Source organism: Arcobacter aquimarinus, assembly GCF_013177635.1.
GTDB lineage: Bacteria > Campylobacterota > Campylobacteria > Campylobacterales > Arcobacteraceae > Aliarcobacter > Aliarcobacter aquimarinus.
In genome coordinates this window covers 1,383,344-1,407,157 of sequence record NZ_CP030944.1, presented here as the reverse complement: position 1 = coordinate 1,407,157, position 23,814 = coordinate 1,383,344, and the positions used below count along the sequence as shown (strand labels likewise).

Below are 23,814 nucleotides of genomic sequence, written 5' to 3'. Positions count from 1 at the left end.
TTTAAATAGTTTTAGAAAATCTTCTTTTTTCTTCAGGAATTTTATTTAAATATGCATCAAATGGCATACAAATATTTCTAATAAGCATAGTTCCTGTTTGTGAAACTTCAATTTTATCATCACTTATTTTTAGAAGTTGCGCATCTTCAAACTCTTTTAAAGCTTCTAGTGCATCACTAAAATAATCTTTAAAGTCTATTTTAAATTGTTCTTCAACTCTTTTTATATTCAAAGAGAAGTTACTCATAAGTTCCATGATTACAAATTGTCTTAATTGGTCATCATCACTTAATCTATAACCTTTAAATACTGGTAAATCTCCATTATCAATTGCATTTTCCCAAGGCTCTAAGTCTTTGAAATTTTGCGCATAATAATCAACACCATTTCCAATAGATGTAAGTCCAATTCCTATTAAATCAGCTCCACCTTTAGTTGTATATCCTTGAAAATTTCTATGTAATTCACCTTTTTCAATTGCTTTAAATAATTCATCTTCTGGTTTTGCAAAGTGGTCCATTCCAACCATTTTATAACCGTTTGATGTAAAGAAATCAATAGTATCTTTTAACATCTCTAGTTTTTCTTGAGGTTGTGGAAAAGTTGTTTCATCAAATTTTCTCATAGTCTTCATAAGCCAAGGAACATGAGCATAATTAAATACTGCAAATCTATCAGTATTAAGTGTAATCATCTTTTCTAAAGTTTTTTTGAAACTTTCTTTAGTTTGATGTGGTAATCCATAAATTAAGTCAGTATTTACAGAGTGAATTCCAGCTTCTCTTGCAATTTTTATAACATTTTGAGTTAATTCAAAAGGTTGAATTCTATGAATAGTTTTTTGAACTTCTTCATCTAAATCTTGAACTCCAAAACTCAAACGATTACAACCACCAGCTTTTAAAACATTCATATGTTCAACAGTAAAATATCTTGGGTCTACTTCACAAGAGATTTCTGCATCAGAACTAAAATTTGGAAAAATCTCTTTAATTACAGTTATAACTTCTTCTAATTGAGAAGGAGAAAAATATGTAGGTGTTCCTCCTCCAAAATGCATTTGCGTTACAACTCTTTTTGTATTTAGATGATTTTTTAAGATATTTAATTCTTTTTTTAAATACTCAATATATCTAGTTTTTTTATCTTCTTTTGAAGTAAAAATTGTATTACAACCACAAAAATAACATGCACTTCTACAAAATGGCATATGAATATAAAGTGATAAAGCTCTATCATCACTTTGATTTTTGTAATACTCTTTTAAATCTTCTTGTGTGAAAGTTTCACTAAATTCAGGGGCTGTTGGATATGAAGTATATCTAGGTCCTGGTTTTGAATATTTGATAAATTTAACAAAATCTATCATTATTTTTCATCTCTTTTTCTATCAAGCCAAACCATTACACCTTTTTGTGCATGTAATCTATTTTCAGCTTCTTCAAAAATAAGACTTTGAGAACTTTCCATTACTTCATCACTAACTTCATAGCCTCTATATGCAGGTAAACAATGTAAGAAAATAGCTTTTTCTTGTGCTAATTTCATCATTTCACTATCAACCATATAACCAGCAAAATCTTTTACTCTTTTCTCTTTTTCATCTTCTTGACCCATAGAAACCCAAGTATCTGTTGTAACAACTGTTGAGTCTTTAATAGCCTCTTTTGGGTCATTTGTTATAATGATTTTTGCACCACTATTTTTTGCCATTTCAAGAGCTTTTTCTAAAATATTTGCATCTACTTCATAACCTTTAGGCGTTGCAATTCTAAGTTCAAAACCAAGTTTTGCAGCCATATTTAGCCATGAATGAGCCATATTATTACCATCACCAACATAAGCAACAACTAAATCTTCAGTTAGACCAGCTTCTTGGATAGTCATATAATCAGCCATAAGTTGAACAGGGTGGTATTCATTTGTTAAACCATTTATTACAGGAACTTTTGAATATTTTGCAAATTCTTCAATTTTAGATTGTTCAAAAGTTCTAATCATCACCATATCTACCATTCTAGAAATTACTCTAGATGTATCACTCATAGGTTCACCTCTACCTAATTGGATATCATTTGATGAAAGAAATAAACCAATACCACCTAACTGATAAATCCCCGTTTCAAAAGATACTCTTGTTCTAGTAGAGCTTTTTTCAAAAATCATACCTAATGTTTTTTTAGGCATATAATCTTTAAATTCTCTTCGTTTGGTTTCATCTTTGATTTGTTTAGCTAAAGCAAGTATTTCTAAGATTTCCTCTTTTGAATAGTCAGCTAATGTTAAGAAGTGTCTCATTTTATTTCCTCTGTAATTAATAAAAACAAACATTCTATTTAATTTAACTTTAGAAATTCTTAAAAATTATAAAAAATACCTATGAAAAATATCCAATTTAAAAATTTGAATTTTAAAAACTCCCATAAAATGACACTTTTGTGACAAAAGTGCTTATTAGTCATTAAGAACAACTCCCATAGAATTACAAAACAATTACATAAGGAAAGAAAAATGATTGTTGAAATACTAAAAAGAGATGGAACTAAACAAAAATTTGAATCTTATAAAATAGAAGATGCCATAAAAAAGGCTTTTAAAAGTGTAAATAACAAATATGATATTTCGGTATTTTTTAATGTTCTATTTGAATTAAAGTGTAAAAGAGTAGTTGCTGTTGAGGATATTCAAGATATTATTGAAAAAGAGTTATTTAAAGCTAGATATTTTGAAGTTATGAAATCTTTTATTTTATATAGACATCTCCATAAAATCCAAAGAGAACAAATTTTACAGATAAATGATGATACAACATATATAAACTCAACACAAACAATACAAGAGTATATATCTGGAAGTGATTGGAGAATAAAAGCAAATTCAAATACAGGATATTCTCACGCTGGACTTATAAATAATAGTGCTGGAAAAATAATAGCAAATTATTGGCTTGATAAAATCTACACTAAAGAGCAAGGATACGCCCATAGAAATGGTGATTATCATATACATGATTTGGATTGTTTGAGTGGATATTGTGCTGGTTGGAGTTTAAGACTTCTCCTTGATGAAGGATTTAATAAGGTGAGAGGAAGAGTAGAAAGTGATGCACCAAATCATTTTAGAGAAGCTTTAGGTCAAATGGCAAATTTTTTAGGAATACTTCAAAGTGAATGGGCAGGAGCTCAAGCTTTTAGCTCTTTTGATACATATCTTGCTCCTTATGTTTTCAAAGATAAACTTGAATATAAAGAGATAAAAAAAGCAATTAGAAGTTTTATTTACAATCTTAACGTTCCTGCACGTTGGGGACAAAGTCCTTTTACAAATATTACTATTGATTGGACGGTTCCAAGTGATTTGAAAGAGCAAATTCCAACAAGAAATCAAAAACATCTATTTAAAAACTTTTATGATGAAGAACTACTTTTAGAGATTCAAAAAAAAGGTTTAACTTCATTTGAACAGTTAACTTATAAAGATTTTCAAAAAGAGATGAATTTAATAAATAAAGCCTATTATGAAATAATGACACAAGGTGATAAAACAGGACAACCTTTTACTTTTCCAATTCCAACAGTAAATATAACTGAAGAGTTTGATTGGTATGGAGAAAATACAGATTTACTTTTTGAAAATACTGCAAAAATAGGAAGTTCTTATTTTCAAAATTTTATAGGAAGTCAATATAAAAAAGATGAAAAAGGGAATTTGATAGAAAATATTCATGCATACAAACCAGGACATGTAAGAAGTATGTGTTGTAGATTGCAACTTGATTTAAGAGAACTTCTAAAACGAGGTGGAGGTTTGTTTGGTAGTGCTGAAATGACTGGAAGTATTGGAGTTGTTACAATTAATATGGCAAGACTTGGATACTTATATAAAAATGATATAAATGGTTTATTAAAAAGATTAGAAGAGTTGATGGATTTAGCAAAAGAGAGTCTAGAAATAAAACGTAAATTTATAAATAGTATGTATGAAAGAGGACTTTATCCTTATACAAAAAGGTATTTAAAGAGTTTTAACAACCATTTTTCAACTATTGGAGTAAATGGTATGAATGAGATGTTAAAAAACTATTTTGGAGAAAATATTAATATTTCTACAAAAATAGGAAATCAATTTTGTATTGAAATATTAGATTTTATGAGAGATAAAATGCTCAAATTTCAAGAAGAAACAGGAAATTTATATAATCTTGAAGCAACACCAGCTGAAGGAACTACTTATAGATTTGCAAAAGAGGATAAAAAAAGATACAAAGATATTATTCAAGCTGGCTTTGATAAAAATATCTATTATACCAACTCTTCACAACTTCCTGTTGATTTTACTGAAGACCCATTTGAAGCCTTAGAGTTACAAGATGAGTTACAATGTAAATATACTGGTGGAACAGTACTTCATCTTTATATGAGAGAAAAAATCTCATCAACAGAAGCTTGTAGAAAATTTGTAAAAAATGTAATTTCAAATTTTAGATTGCCTTATATAACAGTAACTCCTGTATTTTCTATTTGTGAAATTCATGGATATATTGAGGGTGAGCATGAGTTTTGCCCAAAATGTGATGAAGAGATTTTAAAAAAGGAGTTAAAAGATGACAAATCAAGAATTGCTTGAGAAAAATAGCCAAAAAAGAACTAAATGTATAATATATACTAGAGTTATGGGTTATCATAGACCAATTGAAAGCTTTAATATAGGAAAAAAAGGTGAACATAAACAAAGAGTTAAATTTACTGAATCAAAAACTAATTTATGATTTTACAAAATTTACAACGACAGATTATGTAGGACAAATATCATGCATAATCTGGTTTATAAAGTGTAATTTTAGATGTTTGTATTGTTATAATAATAGTTTAGTTTATACAAAAAAGGGAAATTATAGTTTTTCTGAGATTTTAGAGTTTTTAAAATCAAGGGTTGGTTTACTTGATGCAGTTGTTTTAAGTGGTGGAGAAGCTAGTTTATATGACTTAGAAATCTTTTGTAAAAAGATAAAAGAGTTAGGTTTTAAAATAAAACTTGATACAAATGGAACAAATCTAAATCTAGTAAAAAATCTAACAAAAAAAGGTTTAGTTGATTTTATAGCTATTGATTTTAAAGCACCAAAATATAAATTTTTTCAAATTACAGCTACAAATTTTTATGAAAAAGTTATAGTTACTATAAAATATCTAATAAAAATAGGTTTTGATTTTGAACTAAGAACTACGATAAATACAAGGCTTTTAGATGAAAAAGATATAAATGATATGATAAAAACTATTAGTTGTTTAGATTATAAAGGTATTTACTATTTACAAAATTTTATAGAAACCTCATCAAATATAGGAAATATCAAAAAAAGTAGGGCTATAGATAAAAGTTTAATTGATAGTAAAAATCTAACTATTCAATACAGAAATTAAATAACCTTGTCCTGAAATATTTTCTATCAAATCTTTAGAAGTTTTTAGACGTAATCGTTTTATAAAAGTTCTTAATCTTTCATCATTTACCTCTTCATTCCAAAGAGAAGTTTTTATAGTTTGGGTTTTAACTATTGAGTTTTTGTTTTTTATAAGAAGATATATAAACTCTTTTTCCCTTTTTGTTAGATTTATTAATAGTTCATTTTTATGTAAAGAAAAGCTATTGTTATCAAAAACAAAATCATCTTTTAATATTGAAATCTTTTGTTTTTCTATTTTTGTTGAGAGCTTTTTTATATGTTCTATTACCTCATCTGGGTCAAAAGGTTTGATAAAATATTTATTTATACCAACATCTATAGCTTTTAGAAGTTTTTCTTTATCTGAGTGTGCACTCAATATAATAATTGGAATAGTAGAATCAATCTCTTTGATTTTTATAGTCATGTCCAAACCATCAAGTTTTGGCATCATAATATCAGTGATTATAATATCAGGTTTAAAAGTTTTATATTTTTTAAGACCCTCAACTCCATCTTTTGCAATAACTACTTTGTAAAATGAATCACTTATAGCCTCTTTTAAAAGTTGGGCTAACCTTTTTTCATCTTCAACTATTAAGATTTTTAGAGTTTTTAATATATCTTGCATTTTTACTCTTTCTCATTTGAAATTGTTATTGTAAAGATTGAGCCATTTTCACTATTTTTATGGCTCAAAGTTCCTTCTAAACTCTTTTCTACAATCATTTTTGACATAAATAATCCAAGTCCAGTGCCTTGTGATTTATGTTTTGTTGTAAAGTAAGGTTCAAAGATAGAATCTAAGTTTTCTTCTTTAATTCCACCTGCATTATCTTCAATCTCAAGTAGAAGATATTTTTGGTCTAAATTTTCTTTTAGAGTTATTAAAATATTTTTATCTTCTATACCATTTGTTTTAAAAGCATCTTTCGCATTTTGAATTAGATTTATTATAACTTGTGATAGTTCATTTGAAACACCTAAAACTTTGTAGTTTGTTGGAACATCAACCTTGATTTTTATATTTTCTTGTTGGATTAATTTTTTCATAATAGTTAATGCTTCATTGATACTATCTTTTATCTCAAAACTTTTTTTCTCTTTTTTAGGGTCAAAAAAGTTCATAAAATCTTCAATAGTTGTTGACATACTTGAAATTAGATTTTTACTCTCTTTATATAACTCTTCAACTTTTTTTTCATCTTTTTTTAAAGAGGCTTTTTTCATATTAAATAAAGTAAGATTTAACTCAGTTAGAGGTTGTCTCCATTGATGGGCAATATTCCCTATCATTTGTCCTAAACTTGCCATTCTTGATTGCCAAAAAAGAAGTTTTTGTTTCTCATCATTTTTAGCTATCTCTTCTTGAACTCTTTTTTCTAAAGTTTTGTTTAAGTCTTTTAGTTGTTTAGTTTGTTCTTTTACTTTTAATTCTAGATTTTGATTTAACTCTTCAAGCTCTTTTTCTTTTTGCTCTAAACTTTTTTTGAGCTCAACCTCAAAAGTTACATCATATCTTATAGCAATAAATTCAATAATATTTTCAGATTCATCTAAAATAGGGGTTATTGTAGTATTTAAGTAAACAGTTTTCCCATCTTTTGTAAGATTTTTTACAGTTGCTTTATATGGTTTTTTATTTAAAATAGTTTTCCATAAAAGTTCAAAACTAGAACTTTCAACATCTGGATGTCTTACGATGTTATGGTTTTGACCTATTAATTCATCATAAGAGTATCCAGAGATTTTGCAAAACTCATCATTTACAAAAGTGATAATTCCATTTATATCAGTTTTTGATACAATATTTGAATTTTCAATTGCTTCTTGATAAGTTGTGCTCATTTTTAGTTGTTTCTTAAGATTTTGCAAACCTCTTTTGCATGGTAAGAGATGATTATATTTGCACCCGCTCTTTTAAATGCAATCATTGTTTCCATCATAACTCTTTCATAGTCAATCAATCCGTGAGCTCCAGCGTGTTTAAGCATAGCGTACTCTCCACTTACGTTATAAACACATAAAGGAAGATTTGTTTGGTTTCTAATATCTCTTACAATATCTAAAAATGCAAGTGCTGGTTTTACCATTAAAATATCTGCACCTTCTTTTTCATCTTCAAGTGATTCTTCAATTGCTTCAAGTCTATTTGCTGGATTCATTTGATATGTTCTTCTATCACCAAAACTTGGAGTTGATTCAGCAACATCTCTAAATGGACCATAATATCCACTAGCAAATTTTGTTGAATATGCCATGATTGGAAGATTTCTAAATCCATTTTCATCAAGTGTATTTCTTAAAGTTGTAATAATTCCATCCATCATTCCTGAAGGTGCAATCATATCTACACCTGCACGTGCATGAACTAATACTTGTTGAGCTGAAATTTCTAATGTTTTATCATTATCAACACTTCCTGTTTTTGGGTCTAAAATACCACAATGTCCATGGTCTGTATATTCACAAAAACATAAATCAGTTACGATAAACATTTGAGGGAATTTTGCTTTAATTGCTTTAATAGTTCTTGCAATTATACTCTCCTCACATAAGCATTCACTTCCAACTGAATCTTTAGTATCAGGAATTCCAAAAAGAATAATTGATTTTAAATTTATACTTACTAAATATTCACATTCTTTTAAAATTTCATCAATACTCATTTGATAAACACCAGGCATTGATGCAACTTCAGTTTTTATATTTTGACCTTCTCTTACAAATAATGGATAGATGAAATCATCAGGCGTCAAAACAGTCTCTTGTACTAAATTTCTTAGTGTTTCATTAATTCTTAATCTTCTAAATCGTTTAAACATTCTATTTACCTCTTTTGGTTATAATCTTTGGATTTTAACAGTTTAAGGTTTAAATATATATGAATATTGAAAAGTCAAATATTGCTAAATTACCAACAAAACATGGAAATTTTAAGATAAAAGCATATAAAGATGGTATTCAAGAACATTTAGCAATCATGAGTGAAGATTTTGAAAAAATTGAAATTCCATATGTGAGAATTCACTCAGAATGTTTAACAGGAGATGCTCTTGGAAGCCTAAAATGCGACTGTCAAGCACAGTTAAATTTAGCATTGGATTTTATAGCTAAAAATGGTGGTTTAGTGATTTATCACAAACAAGAAGGTCGAAATATTGGTCTATTTAACAAAGTAAATGCTTATTCTCTGCAAGACCAAGGAAGAAATACAATAGAAGCTAATTTAGAATTAGGTTTTAAAGAAGATGAAAGAGATTATTCTATTATTGGATATATTTTAGAAGATTTAGGTGTTGAAAAATTAAAATTGATTACAAATAATCCTAAAAAAATAAATTATATTGAAAGCTTAGGAATACAAATAGTTGAAAGAATTCCAGCAATAATCGAAGCAAATAAATACAATGAAAAATATTTAGCAACAAAAAAAGAGAAAATGGGGCATTTACTTTAATGTTAAAAGAATTACTTAAATCAAATAATTTAAAATTTGATGAAAAATTTTATAGTGATTGTGAAGTTTTTACAAAACTTTTACAACAATGGGGAAGTGTTCATAATCTAAGTGGAAGATTAACAAAAGAGGATATAAATGAAAATATTTTAGATTCTTTATACCCTTTAACTTTTATAGATAAATATGAAAGTTTTGCAGATATTGGAACAGGTGCAGGTTATCCTGGACTTATACTTGCAATTGCTTTAAGAGATGTAAAATCTTATTTAATCGAGCCAAGAATAAAAAGAGTTTCTTTTTTGAATTTTGTAAAAGCTAGTTTAAAACTTGATAATTTAACTGTATTATGTAATAGAGTAGAAGATGTTAAAGATTTAAAAGTTGATTTGATAACTTCAAGAGCAGTAACAAATACTTCTTTACTTTTAGATATTACAAAAAATATCAAAAAAAAGAATAGCTCATACCTTTTTTACAAAGGTAGTATGCTAGAAGTTGAGATTGAAAGTGCTAAAGTAAATAATTATAAAATAGTAAATAGAAAAGATAGAAACTATTTATATGTAAAAGGTAAATAATGATTTTAAAAATATTAGCAGTTATTGTAGTAGGATTTTTAGCTTATATTCTTTTATTTAAAAAGGGTAGAGAAAAAGATGTTATTACTAAAAAAGATGAAAAAATAGAAGATGAAATGGTTGAATGTCCTACTTGTAAAACTTATGTTTCTCAAAAAGAAGCTATTTTAAGTAATGGAAAATTTTATTGTTCTAAAGAGTGTTTATTAAATAAATAAGGAAAAAAATATGATTATAATCGGTGATAAATTAGTTCCTTTTGAAAATTTTTCTAATATAAAAGAAATTGAAGATATAAAAAATACAAAAGCAAATAGTATTCTTTTATTTGTGTATAAAGATAGTTTATTAAAGTATTGTTATGAAAATCAATTATCATTTGCAGTGGTTGTACATGATATAAAAGAAGCTATATATTCAAATAGTTTAAATGCTAAATATATAATTAGTAAGAAGAAACTTGCAAAAAAATTACAAAAAATAGCAGACAATTATATGTATGATTCTAAAATTTTGGCAATTATAGATTCAAATGAAGAGTTAGAAAATATTTCTAAAAATGAAATAGATGGTGTGATTTATAGAGATTTACTTAGCAATAAGTGATTTTTAGGTAAAATCTTTACCTTTTAAGAGATAAAAAATAGGATAAATGTGAAAGATATATTAGATACAGTGATACTTATTATGTTTATTATTATGGTTGCTATGTTTATAATCAATTTTAATAGACAACAAATAAAAAAACATACTGATAGAATTGAAGAAAATGAAAAAAAGAATTTGAATAAGGATAAAATAGATGAATAAACCATTATTAATTGAGATTGGTGTAGAAGAATTACCAGCGATTCCATTTTTAAATGAACTACCAAATATTGAAAAAAAGTGGAGTGATATTTTAGAAAAAAATAGACTTTTATGTGATTTTGATTTCTATTATACACCAAGAAGATTAGTATTATGGCATAGAGAATTTCAAGTTAAACAAGAAGATTCTATAGTTGAACAATATGGAGCTCCTGTTAAAATAGCTTATAAAGATGGTGTTCCAACTGGAGCAGCTATTAGTTTTGCTGCTAAATGTGGAGTTGATATTAGTGCTTTAGACAAAATTGATTTAGGTAAAGGAGAAGTTCTATATTTTAAGCAAGAAGTAGTTGGTAGTGAATCAAAAACTTTACTAAATGATATGGTAAATGAATTTATTGCTTCTTTAAACTTTGGAAAATCTATGAGATGGGCAAGTAGAACTGATAGTTTTATTAGACCAATCAGAAGTTTATCTATAATTTTAGGTGAAGAAATAGTTGATGCTGAACTTTTTGGAGTTAAATCTTCTAATTTTTCATTTGCACATAGAATGGTTTCTTATGAGCCATTTTCTTACTCTTTTGCAGGTGATTATTTCTGCAAACTTGATAAAAATGGAGTTATTTTATATCCAGATGAAAGAAGAGAGAGAATTCTTTCTCAAATGAAAGATATTGAACAAAGACATAATATTAAAATAGAAATTGATATTGAATTATTAGAAGAAGTTGTGGCAATAACAGAGTATCCAACAGCTTTAATTGGAAAGTTTGATGAGGAGTTTTTAGAGCTTCCACCTGAAGTAATCGTAACTTCTATGAAAGAAAATCAAAGATATTTTGCAGTTTATAAAGATGGAAATTTAACAAACAATTTTATAGTTGTTTCAAACTCAAAAACAGATGATTTTGGATATATAATTGCTGGAAATGAAAAAGTATTAAGACCTAGACTTGCTGATGCTATGTTCTTTTATAAAAATGATATTAAAAATGGTTTATCAAATGAAAGACTTAAAAAACTTGTGTTTGTTGAAGGTCTTGGTTCTATGTATGAAAAATGTGAAAGAGAAGCAAAAATTGCTTCTTATTTAGCGGATATTTTTGAATTAAAAGAAAAAGAACTTTTACAAAAAGCTGTAATGCTTTCAAAAGCTGACTTGATGTCTGAAATGGTTTATGAATTTACAGAGCTTCAAGGATTAATGGGATATTACTATGCAAAACTTGCAGGTGAAGATGAATTAGTTTATACATCACTTAAAGAGCAATATTTACCAGATGGTGAAGATTCTGAACTTCCATCAAATCTATTTTCTTCAATAGTTGCTTTATCAAATAAACTTGATAATTTAATGGGATTATTTAGTGTTGGAAAAATTCCAACAGGTTCAAAAGACCCTTTTGCATTGAGAAGAGCAGCAGCTGGAATTGTAAAAATTGCAATGGAACATAAATTATCAATTGATTTATCAAAAATTATTGATGAATTATCTTATAACTATAAAAATTTAGATAAAAAAGTATTAGTTGAATTTTTCAATGAAAGATTATTTAAAATTTTTGAAGTTAATCCAACTGTATTAAAAGCAGTTCTTGCAAGTGGAGAAACAGATATTTATAAAATTTCTGAAAAAATTTGTGCATTAAATCCAATAGTGCAAAGTGACAACTTTAAAGATTATGTAGCAACATTTAAAAGAGTTGCAAATATTATCAAGGATATTGATACATCAGTTAAACTTACAATTGATGAAGATTTATTAGAAAATAAAGAAGAGAAAGAGTTATATACAAAATTCCATGAAGCACAATTTAAAAAATACGTTACTGTAGATGAAGAATTAGAAGCTTTATTTGCTTTAAAACCACAACTTGATAACTTTTTTGATAATGTATTTGTAAATCATGAAAATGAAAAAATTAAAACAAATAGAAAAAATCTAATTGGTTTAGTTTATCAAGGATTTAGAAAAATAGCTGATATTAAAGAGATTACAATTTAAATATGAAAAATATTTTACTGATTTTAATATTTAGTATTTTAGGTTTATTTTTTACAGGTTGTGAAGAAAAACAAAATAAGATAAGTAGATATGTTCAAAATTGGACTGGCGTAAATGGAGTTTTAGAAATTTACGCTGGTGAAAAACTTGTAAAAAGATTCATAGCTATTGATAAACTATCAACTGCAAATGCTACTGAAGATAAATTAGCTAGACCTTATAGGTATGGTTATGGTTACTTAGATGAAAATTTAAATTTTAAAAAAGATGAAAATGAGAAAAAAGTATATTTTGAATTTTCAGATTATTCAACGAACTATATTTTCTTCGAAAATCCAAATAATTAATATTTTTTTGATGGAGCTGGTGAAGGGAGTCGAACCCCCGACCTGCTGATTACAAATCAGCTGCTCTAGCCAACTGAGCTACACCAGCAAAAACAGAGTAGAATTATATATTAAAAAACTTAAAATAAGATATAAAAATAATTAATTTAACACAAATTTAATTCTTTTTTACTATACTCTTACAAAAAAGGATAGTTATTGTATAAAATATTAGTTTTAGAAGATGATGAACTTTTTGCTTCAACTTTAGAAGATTTTTTGAATGATGAGGAGTTTGAAGTCGATATTGCGAATGATGGACAAGAATGCTTAAATTTAAATTTTGAAAAAAATTATGATTTATATATTTTTGATATAAATGTTCCCAAAATAAATGGTTTAGATTTACTTCAACAACTAAGAAATAGTTCTGATAATACTCCTACTATATTTTTAACTTCATATAAAGATAAAGATACTTTACAAGATGCTTTTTTAAAAGGCTGTGATGATTATTTAAAAAAGCCTGTTGATTTAGATGAGTTACTTTTACGAATAAAAGCTTTATTAAAACGAAATAAAAAGAGATTTGATATCATCAAATTATCTAATACTTTAACTTTTAATCCTTTAAATAAAAGAGTTTATGAAAATGATATAGATTTAAACCTTCCTGTTAAAGTATTGGAATTAATGGAACTTTTTATTGAAAATCGAGGTGAAATAGTTACTAAAGAGATGATTATTTCAAAACTTTGGGCAACAAGTGAAGATTATAGTGAAGGTTCTATTAGAGTTTATATTAATCAAATTAAAAAACTTTTTGAAAATAAGGAGAGTATATTAAATATCAAAGGTGTAGGATATAAAATTGAATTCTAAGAAAAAAGATTTTTTAATCTCTATTTCCATAATTTTTACTTTTTGTTTAGTTGTTGTTTTATATTTAAATTATTTTTTTATCTCAAAATTTGGACTTAATCAAGAGAATTTCATTTATGTAATTATTCCTTTAATATTTTTAGGATTAGCAATTTTTTTAAGTTTTTCAATCTCTATTTTAAAACCACTTTTTAAAAGTGATGAAAAATTAGAACTTAGTATAAAAGAGACAATTCATGAACTAAATATTCCTGTTTCAACTATACAAATGAACATACAACTTTTAGAAAAAACAATAAAAGATGAAAAAAGTATTAAACGCCTTGAAAGAATAAAACAAGCTTCAAATAACCTTTTAAAACTCTACGAAACTATGGAATATAATATAAAAAAAGAGATAGATAAAATAGAAAAACAAGAGTTTTATCTTGATGAAATAATTTTTAAATCTTGTGATAAATTTGATGATATAAAAAAAGATACAAAGATTATTGTAAATGTTCCAAACAAAATTCTTTTAAGCGATTTGAATGGTTTTGAAAAAACAATTGATAATCTAATTTCTAATGCCATAAAATATAACTCAAAAGATAATCCTTTTGTTGAAATTACTTTTAAAGATTCTATTTTATCTATTTATAATAATGGTGAAAAAATTGATACAAAAAATCTATTTATAGTTTTTGAAAAATATTTTCAAGAAAATCCTTCAAATGATGGTTTTGGATTAGGACTTGCTATGGTAAAAGAGTTTTGTGATAAAAATAAAATTACTATAAATATAGAAACTTTAGAATTTGGAAATAAATTTAATTTAAATTTGAAAAATATAATTATTTAAAATATAATGTTATTTAGATTAAGAAAAAGGATTTCAAATGGAAGAAAGTTTAGCTCTTGCTATTGCAATAATATTTTTTGCAGTAATAATAATCATAAAAGGTGTCAAAATAGTTCCACAATCTGATCTATTTTTAGTAGAAAGATTAGGAAAATATCACAAAGTTTTACATGGTGGATTTCATATAATAATTCCAATAATTGATAGTGTAAGAGCCGTTTTAACTTCAAGAGAGCAGTTAGTTGATATTGAAAAACAATCTGTTATTACAAAAGATAATGTAAATATTTCTATTGATGGAATAGTTTTTTGTAAAGTTGATGATGCTGTTCAAGCAACTTATAATGTAGTAGATTTTAAAAATGCAATAGCAAATCTTGCAATGACTACTTTAAGGGCTGAAATTGGTGGGATGGATTTAGATGATACTTTATCAAATAGAGAGACTTTAAATGCAAAACTTCAAACAGAACTAGGAAGTGCAGCAACAAACTGGGGAATAAAAGTAACAAGAGTTGAAATAGCCGATATTTCAGTACCTCCTTCTATTGAAAAAGCTATGAATATGCAAATGGAAGCAGAAAGAGAAAAAAGAGCTATTCAAACAAAAGCAGAAGCACAAAAAGAGGCACAAATTAGAGAAGCAGAGGCTTTTAAACAAAGTGAAATTTTAAAAGCAGAAGCAATAGAAAGAATGGCAGATGCAAAAAGATATGAACAAGAACAAACAGCAGCTGGACAACAAGAGGCTATGAGACTTATAAATATTTCTATGATGGAAAATGAAAAAGCAGCAGAATTTTTACTAGCAAAAGATAGAGTAGCAGCATTTGAAGCTTTAGCTAAAAGTAATAGCACTAATAAAATGATTTTACCTTATGATGTGACACAAATAATAGGTTCTACTTCTGTTTTAGGAGATGCGTTTTTTAAAGGAATAAGTGATTCAAAGGCTAATAATGCTTAGTGTTATAGATCCATATATACTCATAGCTTTAGGAGTTGCTTTTATAGCTTTAGAAGCTTTAATAGTCTCTTTTATAGTTATTTGGTTTGGAATAGGCTTTATTTTAGTTGGAATAATTAGTTATATTTATCCTTTTTCTGATGCTATTTGGCAAATAGCAATGGTTTGTTTACTCTCTTTAATATTAATAATTTTTTTAAGAAAAAAGGCTTTAGAGTCATTTTTAAAATCAAAAATGGAGCTTACAGATGATTTTTTAAATGAAAAAGGAGTAGGTGAAATAAAAAAATCAAAAGTTTTTTATAAAGGAACATATTGGGAAATCGATTCAAAAATTGATGAAAAAGAGTTTATAGAAGGTGAAAAAGTTATAGTTTTAAAAACTTCAAAAAATCATGCAACTATTGAGAAAAGATAGATGTTTAAGTTGAAAATCATTAGAATTCTAAAAAAATAATTTTTAAATGGGTGTGATTTGGAACATATTAGGGAAGTTTTTTATTCAATGAGTATTTTTACTATGGGTTATTTAATTTTTAAATATGATATATTTAAACGACTTGCTGAAAAAGGAATAATAAATAAAGATTTTAGTGACTGTTATATACTAAAATATCCAAAACATGCAGAATTACATAATAAAGACATGGTTTATAAGATTGATTTTGATGAATTTTTTAGATTAAATCCTAAACTAAAAGGAAAAATTACTGTCATTGAAAGACCAGAAGTAGATTCTACAAAAGCTTTCGCAGTAAAAGAAGAAGTAGAAGCTAGAAGAAAAATAAAAGCAGATTTTTGGGAAAAAAGAAAAAAAAGTAAACAAAAAACTGCATAAAAAGAGTGAATTTCACTCTTTTTATTAATAACTTATATTTTGATAATCTTTATCTAATAATCTAGCTGCAACTTCAGCTGGTTTTGCAACCGTAATACCTTCTAGTAATACAGATTCATCTTTTGAAGCATTTGGTAAATATAAAGGACAAACTTGAACTTTTGCTCCTTGTTTGATTAACCCTTCAAGTAACATTTTTGGAGATTTATCTTGAGGTTTTAAAGTAGAACTTTCCATACCTTTTACAGCTAAATCACCTGCATCTGAACATAATGTTACATTTACTTCTTTGTTTTGTTTTAATGCCATTGTAGATAAGACCATAGCCATCATTTGAGTTTGAGTCTCTTTTGCAGTTACTAAAACATTTAAACCTTTTGCACTATTTTCATTTGAAACAGCAGCAGTTGATAAAACTAAAGATGATAATAAAACTAATAAACCTTTTTTCATATTAGAAAACCTTATAATAAATTGTTTTAATAAAATAATTAAAACTTATATAGTTTAGATAGTTTTAACTTATATAAAGATAAAAGAGAAGTAAATTACTTCTCTTTTTTAGAATGAAAATTTTTTGTATAGTTTGAAGAAATAGATAATAGTTTTAATTTGAATATAAATAAATGGAATCATTAAAATAAAATAGGCAATAGAATATTTAGCAACAATTGCATTAAATGAAAGTCCAAAATTTACAAAAAACATACCAAAAACAAAGAATGCAACACCAGGACAAATAAGTGCAAAAGAAAGAGCTGATTTGTCATTTGATTCTATGAATTTTTCAAAATATCCCATTTTTTTCATAACCATATAACCTAAAATTCCAAAGATAATTTGTAAAGATAAAACAAATGATGTAAATACAAATAAAGATGATTTATCTAAAGGTGTATTATAGTTGTGGTCAAGTCCAAAAGATACTCTAATAAATGTAATTCCTAATAGGGTTAAAATTGGAATAATAATCCATATAGATGGTGCTGCTTCAAGATTTAAACCTTGTTCTAACATACTTTTAAAACCAATAGTTAGTTTTATTAACATTAATAAAATAGCTAATGAAGCAAAAAATAAAGCTCCAAATATACCAATAGAATTAACAACAATATTATGACTCATAGCTCCTGGTGCTGCAAATCCAACAGCTATCATAGATAGAGCAAATATTGAAATCATTTGAGATAAGTTATTGTTTTTTGTAAAGTCAAAATCACCTGTTGTTAAAAGTCTTGAGAAATATTCAAAAAATATTTTTAAAGCAAAATATCCAACAACAATGAATCCAATCAAAGCAAAAGGAAATAAAAACTCAATAATACCCCAAAGACCAGGAATAAAAACAGCACCTAAAACAAAACAAACATTTATTGTCATAGCATAAGTTAATGGTAGAGTCATCAAACTTATTTGTGCATTTGAGTTAATCAAGCTTTTATAAGCATCAGTTTTTTTATATAAATTATATTGTTTTGTATTCCAAATCAAAAGTTTGAAATGCAAAAAAGCAAAGGCAATTATAAAAACCAATGAAAAAGATATTACAAAAGATAACCAATCTGCTTTTAATAAAGCAGGCATTATATAATCATAAGTTGCCATTGGAGTAGTTGGGTGAGGAACTAAAAACATCAAATACATAAAAAATGAAACACTTAATCCTCCAGCACCAAGTGCTGATAAAAAACAAGTTGGTGAGAATTTTTCTCTTAAAATCATGTCAATCCTTAATAAATTTTTTCTTATGTTACATAATATTATATTAAAAACTTATGAATAAATTATAATTTATTATTATATTGCAACTAAGTTGCATATAAACTTTTTTTGGTTAATATTCCAAAAAACAGAGGGAAATATATGAAAAAAATCATTTTAATGACAGCATTTTTAAGTTCATATTTATTTGCAAATAGTGAGATTTCTACAAATTATATTTATAAGAATTATACAAATTCAAAAACTAAAACGAAAGGAAAAACTTTTGATTACAGATTTTTACATAATTTTGAAAATAGTCAAATAATTATAAATTTTGAAGATAGTTTGACTAAAAGAGAGAATGAAATAACTAAAGTAAAACTTACTTCACTAGAAGTTGAAAAACTAAGCTTTAAATATCTTTATGATTTAAATGAGAATTATTCAGTAAAAACTTCTTTTTTAAATATAGAAGATAATTTAGCTCCAACTGATGATGGAAAAGTTTATGGTATAGGAATAATAAATAAAAATAGTTTTTTTGATATAAAAATAGATACATATTTAAGTGATTATGAGGATTTTAATGTAAATCAATATGATTTAACATTTATTAAAAAATTCAAAATAAAAGAGATAAATTTTCAAGCTTCTTTAGGAAGTAAATATACAAATATAAATGGTGAAAAATATGGTAATTATATCTTAAAAGATAAAGAATTTTTAAGCACTTTTTTTAATATAAATGGAAATTATAAAGGATTTATTGCTGGTTTTGGTTTTATAAAAGGTGATAGATTATTTACAGTTTTTGATGATGGATTAAAAGTTGAGCATCATGCTTTAAGACAAAATGAGACTTATAGTTTAAATCTTGGAAAAAAATTTAAACATATTGACATCATAGCTAGATATATTTATTCAAAAGGTGATGAGTTACCTGAAAATAGAGACGATGTAAAATCTAAATTTACATCAATTGCATTAAACTATAAATTTTAGAAAAATTAACAAAAAGTTAACAGTTTCATTCTATGATTTTAAAAATTTACTTTTAAGGAACAGAATGAAACTACAAAAACTCTCTTTTTATTTATCTACGTTTTTGATATCTACACAATTTTATGCAAATGATATGGTAAATCTTGAAACAATAAAAGTTACAACAACATCTTTAGGCGAAGAAAAAAATATAGAAGATGTTCAAGCTTCAATTGAAGTAATTGATAAAAGTTTTATTGAAAATTCAAATGCAAGAAGTGTTCCTCAACTTTTAAATAATGCTTTAGGAGTTGATGTAAACGATACAGGAAGTACATCTTCAATAAGTATTAGAGGGTTTTCAGGTGCTCATACTTTAATACTAGTTGATGGATTAAGAAGAACAGGAAAATATGGTAATTCTGATTTAACTTCTGTTCAACTAGAAGATATTGAAAGAATAGAGATTGTAAGAGGTCCTATGTCTGCTTTATATGGAGCTGATGGAATGGCTGGAGTTATAAATGTTATAACAAACAAAAATCCTAAAAAAGATTATCTAAAACTTACATTACTTGGAGGAGTTGCTCAAAATGGGCAAAGAGACACTTATATTACAAAACTAAATGGTGCAACTATTGGAAAAAATATAACTCACAATTATTCTGTAGAACTAAGAGAAAAAGATGAGTATAGATTTGATAAGAGTTCAGTTGCAACTGATTTAAAAGATGAGTCAAAACAATTTTTAAGTTATGCAAACGGAATAAATTTAAGTGATAATGATAGATTAAATACAAGAATTGAGTATTCAAGACAAGATGATGAAGGTTTAAATTATGCAAGAATAAAAACATACGAAAAAGAGAATAGATATCAATTTACAACTCAATATAACCATATAAACGAAGACTTTATTTTTGATTCTAATTTAGCTTACGGATATAGTGATACAGATGTTAATAGAGGTAGTGGTTCTGAAAAAACTGATTTTAAACAATTAGAATTTAATAACTATTTTAGACATTATACAAGTGATAAAATGACTAATATTTTAGGTGCAGGATTTAAAAATGAAAAAATTGATGTTTCTATGTATTCAAAAAAAGCTTCAAGGGATAATATAAATCTTTTATTTCAAAATGAATACTATTTAACTCAATCTTTAATCACAAATTTTGGATTAAGATATGATGATTTCAGCGATTTTGGAGATACTTTAAATCCAAAAGCTTCTATTATGTATAAATTCTCAGATTTTAATTTTAGAACAAGTTATGGAGAAGCGTTTAAAGCTCCTAGTTTTACAAATATGTATAGTCATTTTACAAGATCATCAGGACCTATTACTTATGATATTTCAGGTAATGAGAACTTAAAACCAGAAGAATCAAAAACTTATGAATTTGCAATAAATTATAATAAAAATGGTTTTGATTTTGAGATTATCCATCATAGAACAAAACTAGATAATTTAATAAATTCTTATACTAAAAGTTATAATCCAAGAACAAGAACAAGTTACACTTCATATAAAAATATAGATAAAGCACAAATAAATGGTACAGAGATTTCATCAAAATATCTTTTTGAAAATGGTTTTGGAATAAATCTTGGATATGAATATTTAGATACAAAAGATGAAACTACAAATGATAGATTAACAGGAAGTGCAAAAACAGCTTTAAAAATGAATTTATCTTATGAAATAAATGACTTAGGAGTTTATATAAATATAAAAAGATATAACAACTATTATGGAACAGATGAAAATAGAGTAAATGTAAATAGTGATTATACTGTTGCTGATTTAAAATTAAACTATGAATTTACAAAAACGTTAGAGTGGTTTATTGGAATTGATAATATTCAAAATAGACAAATGCCTTATAATATGACATCAAGAGGAACTCCAAATGATCCTGGTGAGAGATTTTATTATACTGGTATGAATATATCATTTTAATAGGATTTTAAAATGAAAAATATAATACAAAAAAGTAGAAGAGATTTATTTTCTTTTGCTTTGTTTAATTTTTTATTTAAAAACAAGATGTTTCTATTTTTACTTAGATTAACTATCAGTTTTTTATTTTTTTATGCAATTTTTTTAGGTTTTTTATATCCTACAAAAGAGCAAAATCTATTTACAACAGCACTATTTTGGAGTCTTTTTTGGTCATTTTTTATGGTTTTATCTTTAAGTACATTAGGTAGGGTATTTTGTGGTATTTGTCCCCATGGATTCATAGGTAAATTTATTACAAAAATTGGACTTAAAAGAAAAATTCCAAAAGCTTTAGCAAACCCTTTTATTGGTTTAGGAGTTATCCTTATTGGATATTGGATGATTGTATTTTTATTTCCAGGAACTTATTCAATTCCTTATAATACAGCTTTATTTTTTGCTGTTTTGACTTTATTATCTTTTGTAATTTATTATTTATATGATGAGATGGCATATTGTAAATATATTTGCCCATTGGGAACTGTAACAAAAGCATTTTCTAAAGTTAGTTTTACAAAACTTGAAACTTATACAGATGGTTGTGGAACTTGTAAAACCTTTGATTGTTCAAAGGCTTGTAGTTATAATCTAAAACCTTTTACTTTTGTTAAAAAGAACTCTATGGAAGATTGTACTTTATGTATGGATTGTGCCTTATCTTGTGAAAATGTAGCTTTTAACTTAAAAAAACCTTCTTCAACTTTATTTGAGAAGTTTAAAACTCAAAAAGTGGAAGTATGGACAATATTGATTTTAACTTCTATTTTATCATTTGCAATGACATTTAAACACTCTTTAAATAGAACAGCAATAGCAGATGAATTTATATGGAATAAAATTTCAGTTTATTTAAAATCATTTATAAATAGTGATTTCATAAGTATAGATGGCTTCTCAGTTTTATTTTTTTCTATTTTCTTTGTGCTAGGTTTAAATATTATTGGAATGTTTATAGGTTCTAAAATAATGAAAGTAGAATATGAAAAAACTTTTTATACTTTAGGTTATGCACTAACTCCTCTTTTTATAATTGGTGGTTTATCTCATATTTTGCAGTTTTTCTTCACTAATTATGCTTCGAATATTATAAATGGAGTTAATCAAGCATTTTTTCTAGGATTTGAAACTATGAAACCATTGGCAAATAGAGGTGAATCTTGGTTATTTATCTTTAAAATATTTACACATATTGCTTATATTTGGGCTTTTGTTTTGATGTATTATAGATTAAAATTGATTGAAACAAAAAGATTTCTAAAAATTATTGCTTATCCTTTTGTAAGTATTGTAATTATTTTTTATATGTTTCTAAATTTTTATACAGGCTATGTATTTAAAACTTATGGTGTAAATAAAAATGCTCATAATCATTCATCTCATCAAATAAAAATTAAGGAATAATAAATGGATATTGAAGTTCTAAAAAATCTTATAGATTATGGAGTTATTGCTCTTTTACTTTTTATGAGTTTTATCTCATTTTGGTTTTTTATTGAAAGAATAATTTTTTATAAAAAGTTGGATGTAAAAAGTTTTAAAAACAAAAAACAACTTGATGTTGCATTAACAAAACATCTAACAATCATAGGAACGATAGCTTCAAATTCACCATATATTGGATTGCTTGGAACGGTGTTGGCTATTATGTTAACTTTTATGACTATGGGAAGTGGAGATATTGATGCATCAAAAATTATGAGTTCGTTAGCACTTGCTTTAAAAGCAACTGCTATTGGACTTGTAGTTGCTATTAGTTCTCAGATTTTTTATAATATTTTGGGACGTTATGCTGAAGTTTTGGAAAGTCATTATGAAACTAAAGAAATATGATTCAATAAATGTAATACCATTTATTGATGTATTACTTGTTTTATTAACTATTGTTTTAATGACATCAACTTTTATTACAAAAGGAATAATTCCGATATCTCTTCCCAAAGCATCAAATGCTGAAAATTTAAAAGTAAACAAAGAGATAATTATAGTAATAAAAGAGGATGGAACTCTATTTTGTAATAATAATATAGAGGGTTTAAAGAATATAGAAGAACATATTTTACAATTTTCTAAAGATACACCAATTCATATAAATAGTGATAAAAATTCAAAATTTGAAATTTTTGTATCTGTTTTAGATATGTTAAAAAGATACGAATATTCAAATATTTCAATTGTGACTAAAAAATGAAAAGATATTTTAATTCTTTTATTATTGCATTAGTTGTTTATTGTTCTTTTGCTTTTGGAATTTTCTATTTTTTCATAGATAAAAAGATGATTACAAAAGATTCTAAAATAGATCAAAAAATATCTTTAAATCATATTGAGTTAAAACCTGAGCCAGTTGTTAATCAAATAAAAGAAGAAAATATTATACAAGAAGAAAAAAAAGAGCAAATTAAAGAAGAAATTAAACCAGAACCAATAGAAAAAGTAGTTAAAAAAGAAGAAAAGAAAAAGGTTCAAAAAAAGCCAAAAGAGAAAAAAATAGAAAAAGAAAAAGTAGTTAAAAAAGAGGAAGTTAAAGAACAGAAAAATTCTACAAAAGAAAAAGTTGTAAAAGAAAATATAATAAATAATGATATACAAAAAGAAACAAAAGAATTAGTTACTCCAAAACCAGTAATTGATGAAAAAAAAGAGTATTTAGAAAAACATTTAGCACTTATTAGAGATTTGATAAATCAAAATGTAAAATATCCTTTGAAAGCTAGAAAATTATCAATTCAAGGAGTTGTAACAGTAAGATTTAAAATCAATGAAAATGGTACAGTTGAAAATATTATTATAGTTGATGGTCATAAATTTTTACAAAATGCAACAATCGAAGCTATTGAAGAGGCTTCAAGAAATTTTCCTAAAACAAATAAAACTATAGAAATTCAAATTCCAATAGAGTATAAGTTAATCTAAAAAAGCTATTTGTGAGGAATTTGTTTGTTATAATCTTTTAACAATTTTA

Annotated in this window: 28 protein-coding genes and 1 tRNA gene; 21 read left to right on the top strand and 8 right to left on the bottom strand. The window is 25.6% G+C overall.

The features are described from left to right. Position 1: 1 nt before the first annotated feature. Together hemN and argF are read right to left on the bottom strand one after the other, a co-directional pair. Positions 2-1,369, bottom strand: coding sequence for an oxygen-independent coproporphyrinogen III oxidase (gene hemN, locus AAQM_RS07000; protein WP_129094584.1), 1,368 nt, complete (start codon positions 1,367-1,369; stop codon positions 2-4). Then, positions 1,369-2,298 (bottom strand): ornithine carbamoyltransferase, encoded by a 930-nt coding sequence (argF, locus tag AAQM_RS06995; RefSeq protein ID WP_129094583.1) that lies wholly within the window; start codon positions 2,296-2,298, stop codon positions 1,369-1,371. The genes hemN and argF overlap by 1 nt, the downstream gene beginning before the upstream one ends. 213 nt (positions 2,299-2,511) lie before the next feature. On the opposite strand from argF, the gene AAQM_RS06990 reads away from it, so the two are divergent. From AAQM_RS06990 to AAQM_RS06980, 3 genes are read left to right on the top strand one after another with little or no spacing between them, the layout of a single operon-like run. Beyond that, positions 2,512-4,626 carry a ribonucleoside triphosphate reductase gene (locus AAQM_RS06990; protein WP_129094582.1) on the top strand — a complete coding sequence of 705 codons (2,115 nt, stop codon included), beginning with the start codon at positions 2,512-2,514 and terminating at the stop codon, positions 4,624-4,626. After that, positions 4,604-4,768, top strand: a complete 165-nt coding sequence (gene nrdD, locus AAQM_RS12780) for an anaerobic ribonucleoside-triphosphate reductase (RefSeq protein WP_129094581.1) — start codon at positions 4,604-4,606, stop codon at positions 4,766-4,768. The genes AAQM_RS06990 and nrdD overlap by 23 nt, the downstream gene beginning before the upstream one ends. Beyond that, entirely contained in the window at positions 4,719-5,423 is a 705-nt protein-coding gene (locus AAQM_RS06980) for an anaerobic ribonucleoside-triphosphate reductase activating protein (RefSeq protein WP_268878209.1), read from the top strand. Before nrdD ends, AAQM_RS06980 begins: the two co-directional genes overlap by 50 nt. Here the strand turns inward: AAQM_RS06980 and AAQM_RS06975 are convergent. The 3 genes from AAQM_RS06975 to hemB are packed head-to-tail and all read right to left on the bottom strand — an operon-like array spanning position 5,400 to position 8,271. Then, positions 5,400-6,077: a response regulator transcription factor gene (locus tag AAQM_RS06975; RefSeq protein WP_129094580.1), complete on the bottom strand. Its 678-nt coding sequence runs from the start codon at positions 6,075-6,077 to the stop codon at positions 5,400-5,402. The two genes, AAQM_RS06980 and AAQM_RS06975, sit on opposite strands and share 24 nt — an antisense overlap. Before the next feature lie 2 nt (positions 6,078-6,079). Next, on the bottom strand, positions 6,080-7,294 hold the full coding sequence (locus AAQM_RS06970) for a PAS domain-containing sensor histidine kinase (protein WP_129094579.1): 1,215 nt from the start codon (positions 7,292-7,294) through the stop codon (positions 6,080-6,082). A 2-nt stretch (positions 7,295-7,296) separates the two neighbouring features. Continuing rightward, a complete protein-coding gene (hemB, locus tag AAQM_RS06965) occupies positions 7,297-8,271 on the bottom strand; it encodes a porphobilinogen synthase (protein WP_129094578.1) in 975 nt (324 codons plus the stop codon). A 59-nt stretch (positions 8,272-8,330) separates the two neighbouring features. On the opposite strand from hemB, the gene ribA reads away from it, so the two are divergent. From ribA to AAQM_RS06930, 7 genes are read left to right on the top strand one after another with little or no spacing between them, the layout of a single operon-like run. Then, positions 8,331-8,906, top strand: coding sequence for a GTP cyclohydrolase II (ribA, locus tag AAQM_RS06960; protein WP_129094577.1), 576 nt, complete (start codon positions 8,331-8,333; stop codon positions 8,904-8,906). Beyond that, a complete protein-coding gene (gene rsmG / locus AAQM_RS06955) occupies positions 8,906-9,487 on the top strand; it encodes a 16S rRNA (guanine(527)-N(7))-methyltransferase RsmG (protein ID WP_129094576.1) in 582 nt (193 codons plus the stop codon). Before ribA ends, rsmG begins: the two co-directional genes overlap by 1 nt. Continuing rightward, positions 9,487-9,705: a PP0621 family protein gene (locus AAQM_RS06950; RefSeq protein WP_128986174.1), complete on the top strand. Its 219-nt coding sequence runs from the start codon at positions 9,487-9,489 to the stop codon at positions 9,703-9,705. The genes rsmG and AAQM_RS06950 overlap by 1 nt, the downstream gene beginning before the upstream one ends. A gap of 10 nt (positions 9,706-9,715) precedes the next feature. Continuing rightward, positions 9,716-10,093, top strand: a complete 378-nt coding sequence (locus AAQM_RS06945) for a hypothetical protein (RefSeq protein WP_129094575.1) — start codon at positions 9,716-9,718, stop codon at positions 10,091-10,093. A 48-nt stretch (positions 10,094-10,141) separates the two neighbouring features. Continuing rightward, positions 10,142-10,297, top strand: a complete 156-nt coding sequence (locus tag AAQM_RS06940) for a hypothetical protein (RefSeq protein WP_164967029.1) — start codon at positions 10,142-10,144, stop codon at positions 10,295-10,297. After that, a complete protein-coding gene (gene glyS / locus AAQM_RS06935) occupies positions 10,290-12,305 on the top strand; it encodes a glycine--tRNA ligase subunit beta (protein WP_129094574.1) in 2,016 nt (671 codons plus the stop codon). The genes AAQM_RS06940 and glyS overlap by 8 nt, the downstream gene beginning before the upstream one ends. Positions 12,306-12,307: 2 nt before the next feature. Continuing rightward, entirely contained in the window at positions 12,308-12,652 is a 345-nt protein-coding gene (locus AAQM_RS06930) for a hypothetical protein (RefSeq protein WP_129094573.1), read from the top strand. An 11-nt stretch (positions 12,653-12,663) separates the two neighbouring features. On the opposite strand, the gene AAQM_RS06925 is transcribed toward AAQM_RS06930, so the two are convergent. Further along, a tRNA-Thr gene (locus tag AAQM_RS06925) sits at positions 12,664-12,740 on the bottom strand. Between the two features lie 110 nt (positions 12,741-12,850). Here AAQM_RS06925 and AAQM_RS06920 point away from each other — a divergent pair. From AAQM_RS06920 to AAQM_RS06900, 5 genes are all read left to right on the top strand, one after another. Further along, positions 12,851-13,513, top strand: a complete 663-nt coding sequence (locus AAQM_RS06920; protein ID WP_129094572.1) for a response regulator transcription factor — start codon at positions 12,851-12,853, stop codon at positions 13,511-13,513. After that, the gene (locus AAQM_RS06915) at positions 13,503-14,354 is read left to right on the top strand and encodes a sensor histidine kinase (RefSeq protein ID WP_129094571.1); all 852 of its coding nucleotides are present in this window, start codon (positions 13,503-13,505) and stop codon (positions 14,352-14,354) included. Before AAQM_RS06920 ends, AAQM_RS06915 begins: the two co-directional genes overlap by 11 nt. 37 nt (positions 14,355-14,391) lie before the next feature. After that, entirely contained in the window at positions 14,392-15,321 is a 930-nt protein-coding gene (locus tag AAQM_RS06910) for an SPFH domain-containing protein (protein WP_129094570.1), read from the top strand. After that, entirely contained in the window at positions 15,314-15,739 is a 426-nt protein-coding gene (locus AAQM_RS06905) for an NfeD family protein (protein WP_228254495.1), read from the top strand. The genes AAQM_RS06910 and AAQM_RS06905 overlap by 8 nt, the downstream gene beginning before the upstream one ends. Positions 15,740-15,826: 87 nt before the next feature. Continuing rightward, entirely contained in the window at positions 15,827-16,159 is a 333-nt protein-coding gene (locus AAQM_RS06900; protein WP_129094569.1) for a hypothetical protein, read from the top strand. 24 nt (positions 16,160-16,183) lie between these two features. On the opposite strand, the gene AAQM_RS06895 is transcribed toward AAQM_RS06900, so the two are convergent. Together AAQM_RS06895 and AAQM_RS06890 are read right to left on the bottom strand one after the other, a co-directional pair. After that, positions 16,184-16,612 (bottom strand): DsrE family protein, encoded by a 429-nt coding sequence (locus tag AAQM_RS06895; protein WP_129094568.1) that lies wholly within the window; start codon positions 16,610-16,612, stop codon positions 16,184-16,186. Between the two features lie 108 nt (positions 16,613-16,720). Beyond that, positions 16,721-17,881 carry a TsoY family (seleno)protein gene (locus tag AAQM_RS06890; RefSeq protein ID WP_129094567.1) on the bottom strand — a complete coding sequence of 387 codons (1,161 nt, stop codon included), beginning with the start codon at positions 17,879-17,881 and terminating at the stop codon, positions 16,721-16,723. Between the two features lie 141 nt (positions 17,882-18,022). Between AAQM_RS06890 and AAQM_RS06885 the strand changes: the two genes are divergently transcribed. The 6 genes from AAQM_RS06885 to AAQM_RS06860 all read left to right on the top strand — a co-directional run bounded on the left by AAQM_RS06885 (position 18,023) and on the right by AAQM_RS06860 (position 23,765). Continuing rightward, the gene (locus AAQM_RS06885; RefSeq protein ID WP_129094566.1) at positions 18,023-18,865 is read left to right on the top strand and encodes a hypothetical protein; all 843 of its coding nucleotides are present in this window, start codon (positions 18,023-18,025) and stop codon (positions 18,863-18,865) included. Positions 18,866-18,929: 64 nt separating this feature from the next. Continuing rightward, complete coding sequence (locus tag AAQM_RS06880; protein ID WP_129094565.1) at positions 18,930-20,810, top strand: TonB-dependent receptor plug domain-containing protein; 1,881 nt, start codon at positions 18,930-18,932, stop codon at positions 20,808-20,810. 12 nt (positions 20,811-20,822) lie between these two features. After that, positions 20,823-22,253: a 4Fe-4S binding protein gene (locus AAQM_RS06875; RefSeq protein ID WP_129094564.1), complete on the top strand. Its 1,431-nt coding sequence runs from the start codon at positions 20,823-20,825 to the stop codon at positions 22,251-22,253. 3 nt (positions 22,254-22,256) lie between these two features. Then, complete coding sequence (gene exbB, locus AAQM_RS06870) at positions 22,257-22,682, top strand: TonB-system energizer ExbB (RefSeq protein WP_129094563.1); 426 nt, start codon at positions 22,257-22,259, stop codon at positions 22,680-22,682. Further along, positions 22,663-23,040, top strand: coding sequence for a TonB system transport protein ExbD (gene exbD, locus AAQM_RS06865; protein ID WP_014474160.1), 378 nt, complete (start codon positions 22,663-22,665; stop codon positions 23,038-23,040). Before exbB ends, exbD begins: the two co-directional genes overlap by 20 nt. Further along, positions 23,037-23,765, top strand: coding sequence for an energy transducer TonB (locus AAQM_RS06860; RefSeq protein WP_129094562.1), 729 nt, complete (start codon positions 23,037-23,039; stop codon positions 23,763-23,765). Before exbD ends, AAQM_RS06860 begins: the two co-directional genes overlap by 4 nt. Positions 23,766-23,814: the final 49 nt, after the last annotated feature.

What these genes read in the sequence shown, in the direction of transcription:
- AAQM_RS06890 (WP_129094567.1), bottom strand. Translation starts at nt 17,881, where the DNA reads ATGATTTTAAGAGAAAAATTCTCACCAACTTGTTTTTTATCAGCACTT.
- AAQM_RS06990 (WP_129094582.1), top strand. Translation starts at nt 2,512, where the DNA reads ATGATTGTTGAAATACTAAAAAGAGATGGAACTAAACAAAAATTTGAA.
- AAQM_RS06945 (WP_129094575.1), top strand. Translation starts at nt 9,716, where the DNA reads ATGATTATAATCGGTGATAAATTAGTTCCTTTTGAAAATTTTTCTAAT.
- AAQM_RS06895 (WP_129094568.1), bottom strand. Translation starts at nt 16,612, where the DNA reads ATGAAAAAAGGTTTATTAGTTTTATTATCATCTTTAGTTTTATCAACT.
- hemN (WP_129094584.1), bottom strand. Translation starts at nt 1,369, where the DNA reads ATGATAGATTTTGTTAAATTTATCAAATATTCAAAACCAGGACCTAGA.
- AAQM_RS06900 (WP_129094569.1), top strand. Translation starts at nt 15,827, where the DNA reads ATGAGTATTTTTACTATGGGTTATTTAATTTTTAAATATGATATATTT.
- rsmG (WP_129094576.1), top strand. Translation starts at nt 8,906, where the DNA reads ATGTTAAAAGAATTACTTAAATCAAATAATTTAAAATTTGATGAAAAA.
- AAQM_RS06970 (WP_129094579.1), bottom strand. Translation starts at nt 7,294, where the DNA reads ATGAGCACAACTTATCAAGAAGCAATTGAAAATTCAAATATTGTATCA.
- AAQM_RS06860 (WP_129094562.1), top strand. Translation starts at nt 23,037, where the DNA reads ATGAAAAGATATTTTAATTCTTTTATTATTGCATTAGTTGTTTATTGT.
- exbB (WP_129094563.1), top strand. Translation starts at nt 22,257, where the DNA reads ATGGATATTGAAGTTCTAAAAAATCTTATAGATTATGGAGTTATTGCT.
- AAQM_RS06905 (WP_228254495.1), top strand. Translation starts at nt 15,314, where the DNA reads ATGCTTAGTGTTATAGATCCATATATACTCATAGCTTTAGGAGTTGCT.
- ribA (WP_129094577.1), top strand. Translation starts at nt 8,331, where the DNA reads ATGAATATTGAAAAGTCAAATATTGCTAAATTACCAACAAAACATGGA.
- AAQM_RS06880 (WP_129094565.1), top strand. Translation starts at nt 18,930, where the DNA reads ATGAAACTACAAAAACTCTCTTTTTATTTATCTACGTTTTTGATATCT.
- exbD (WP_014474160.1), top strand. Translation starts at nt 22,663, where the DNA reads ATGAAACTAAAGAAATATGATTCAATAAATGTAATACCATTTATTGAT.
- AAQM_RS06930 (WP_129094573.1), top strand. Translation starts at nt 12,308, where the DNA reads ATGAAAAATATTTTACTGATTTTAATATTTAGTATTTTAGGTTTATTT.
- AAQM_RS06875 (WP_129094564.1), top strand. Translation starts at nt 20,823, where the DNA reads ATGAAAAATATAATACAAAAAAGTAGAAGAGATTTATTTTCTTTTGCT.
- AAQM_RS06950 (WP_128986174.1), top strand. Translation starts at nt 9,487, where the DNA reads ATGATTTTAAAAATATTAGCAGTTATTGTAGTAGGATTTTTAGCTTAT.
- AAQM_RS06910 (WP_129094570.1), top strand. Translation starts at nt 14,392, where the DNA reads ATGGAAGAAAGTTTAGCTCTTGCTATTGCAATAATATTTTTTGCAGTA.
- nrdD (WP_129094581.1), top strand. Translation starts at nt 4,604, where the DNA reads ATGACAAATCAAGAATTGCTTGAGAAAAATAGCCAAAAAAGAACTAAA.
- AAQM_RS06885 (WP_129094566.1), top strand. Translation starts at nt 18,023, where the DNA reads ATGAAAAAAATCATTTTAATGACAGCATTTTTAAGTTCATATTTATTT.
- AAQM_RS06975 (WP_129094580.1), bottom strand. Translation starts at nt 6,077, where the DNA reads ATGCAAGATATATTAAAAACTCTAAAAATCTTAATAGTTGAAGATGAA.
- glyS (WP_129094574.1), top strand. Translation starts at nt 10,290, where the DNA reads ATGAATAAACCATTATTAATTGAGATTGGTGTAGAAGAATTACCAGCG.
- hemB (WP_129094578.1), bottom strand. Translation starts at nt 8,271, where the DNA reads ATGTTTAAACGATTTAGAAGATTAAGAATTAATGAAACACTAAGAAAT.
- argF (WP_129094583.1), bottom strand. Translation starts at nt 2,298, where the DNA reads ATGAGACACTTCTTAACATTAGCTGACTATTCAAAAGAGGAAATCTTA.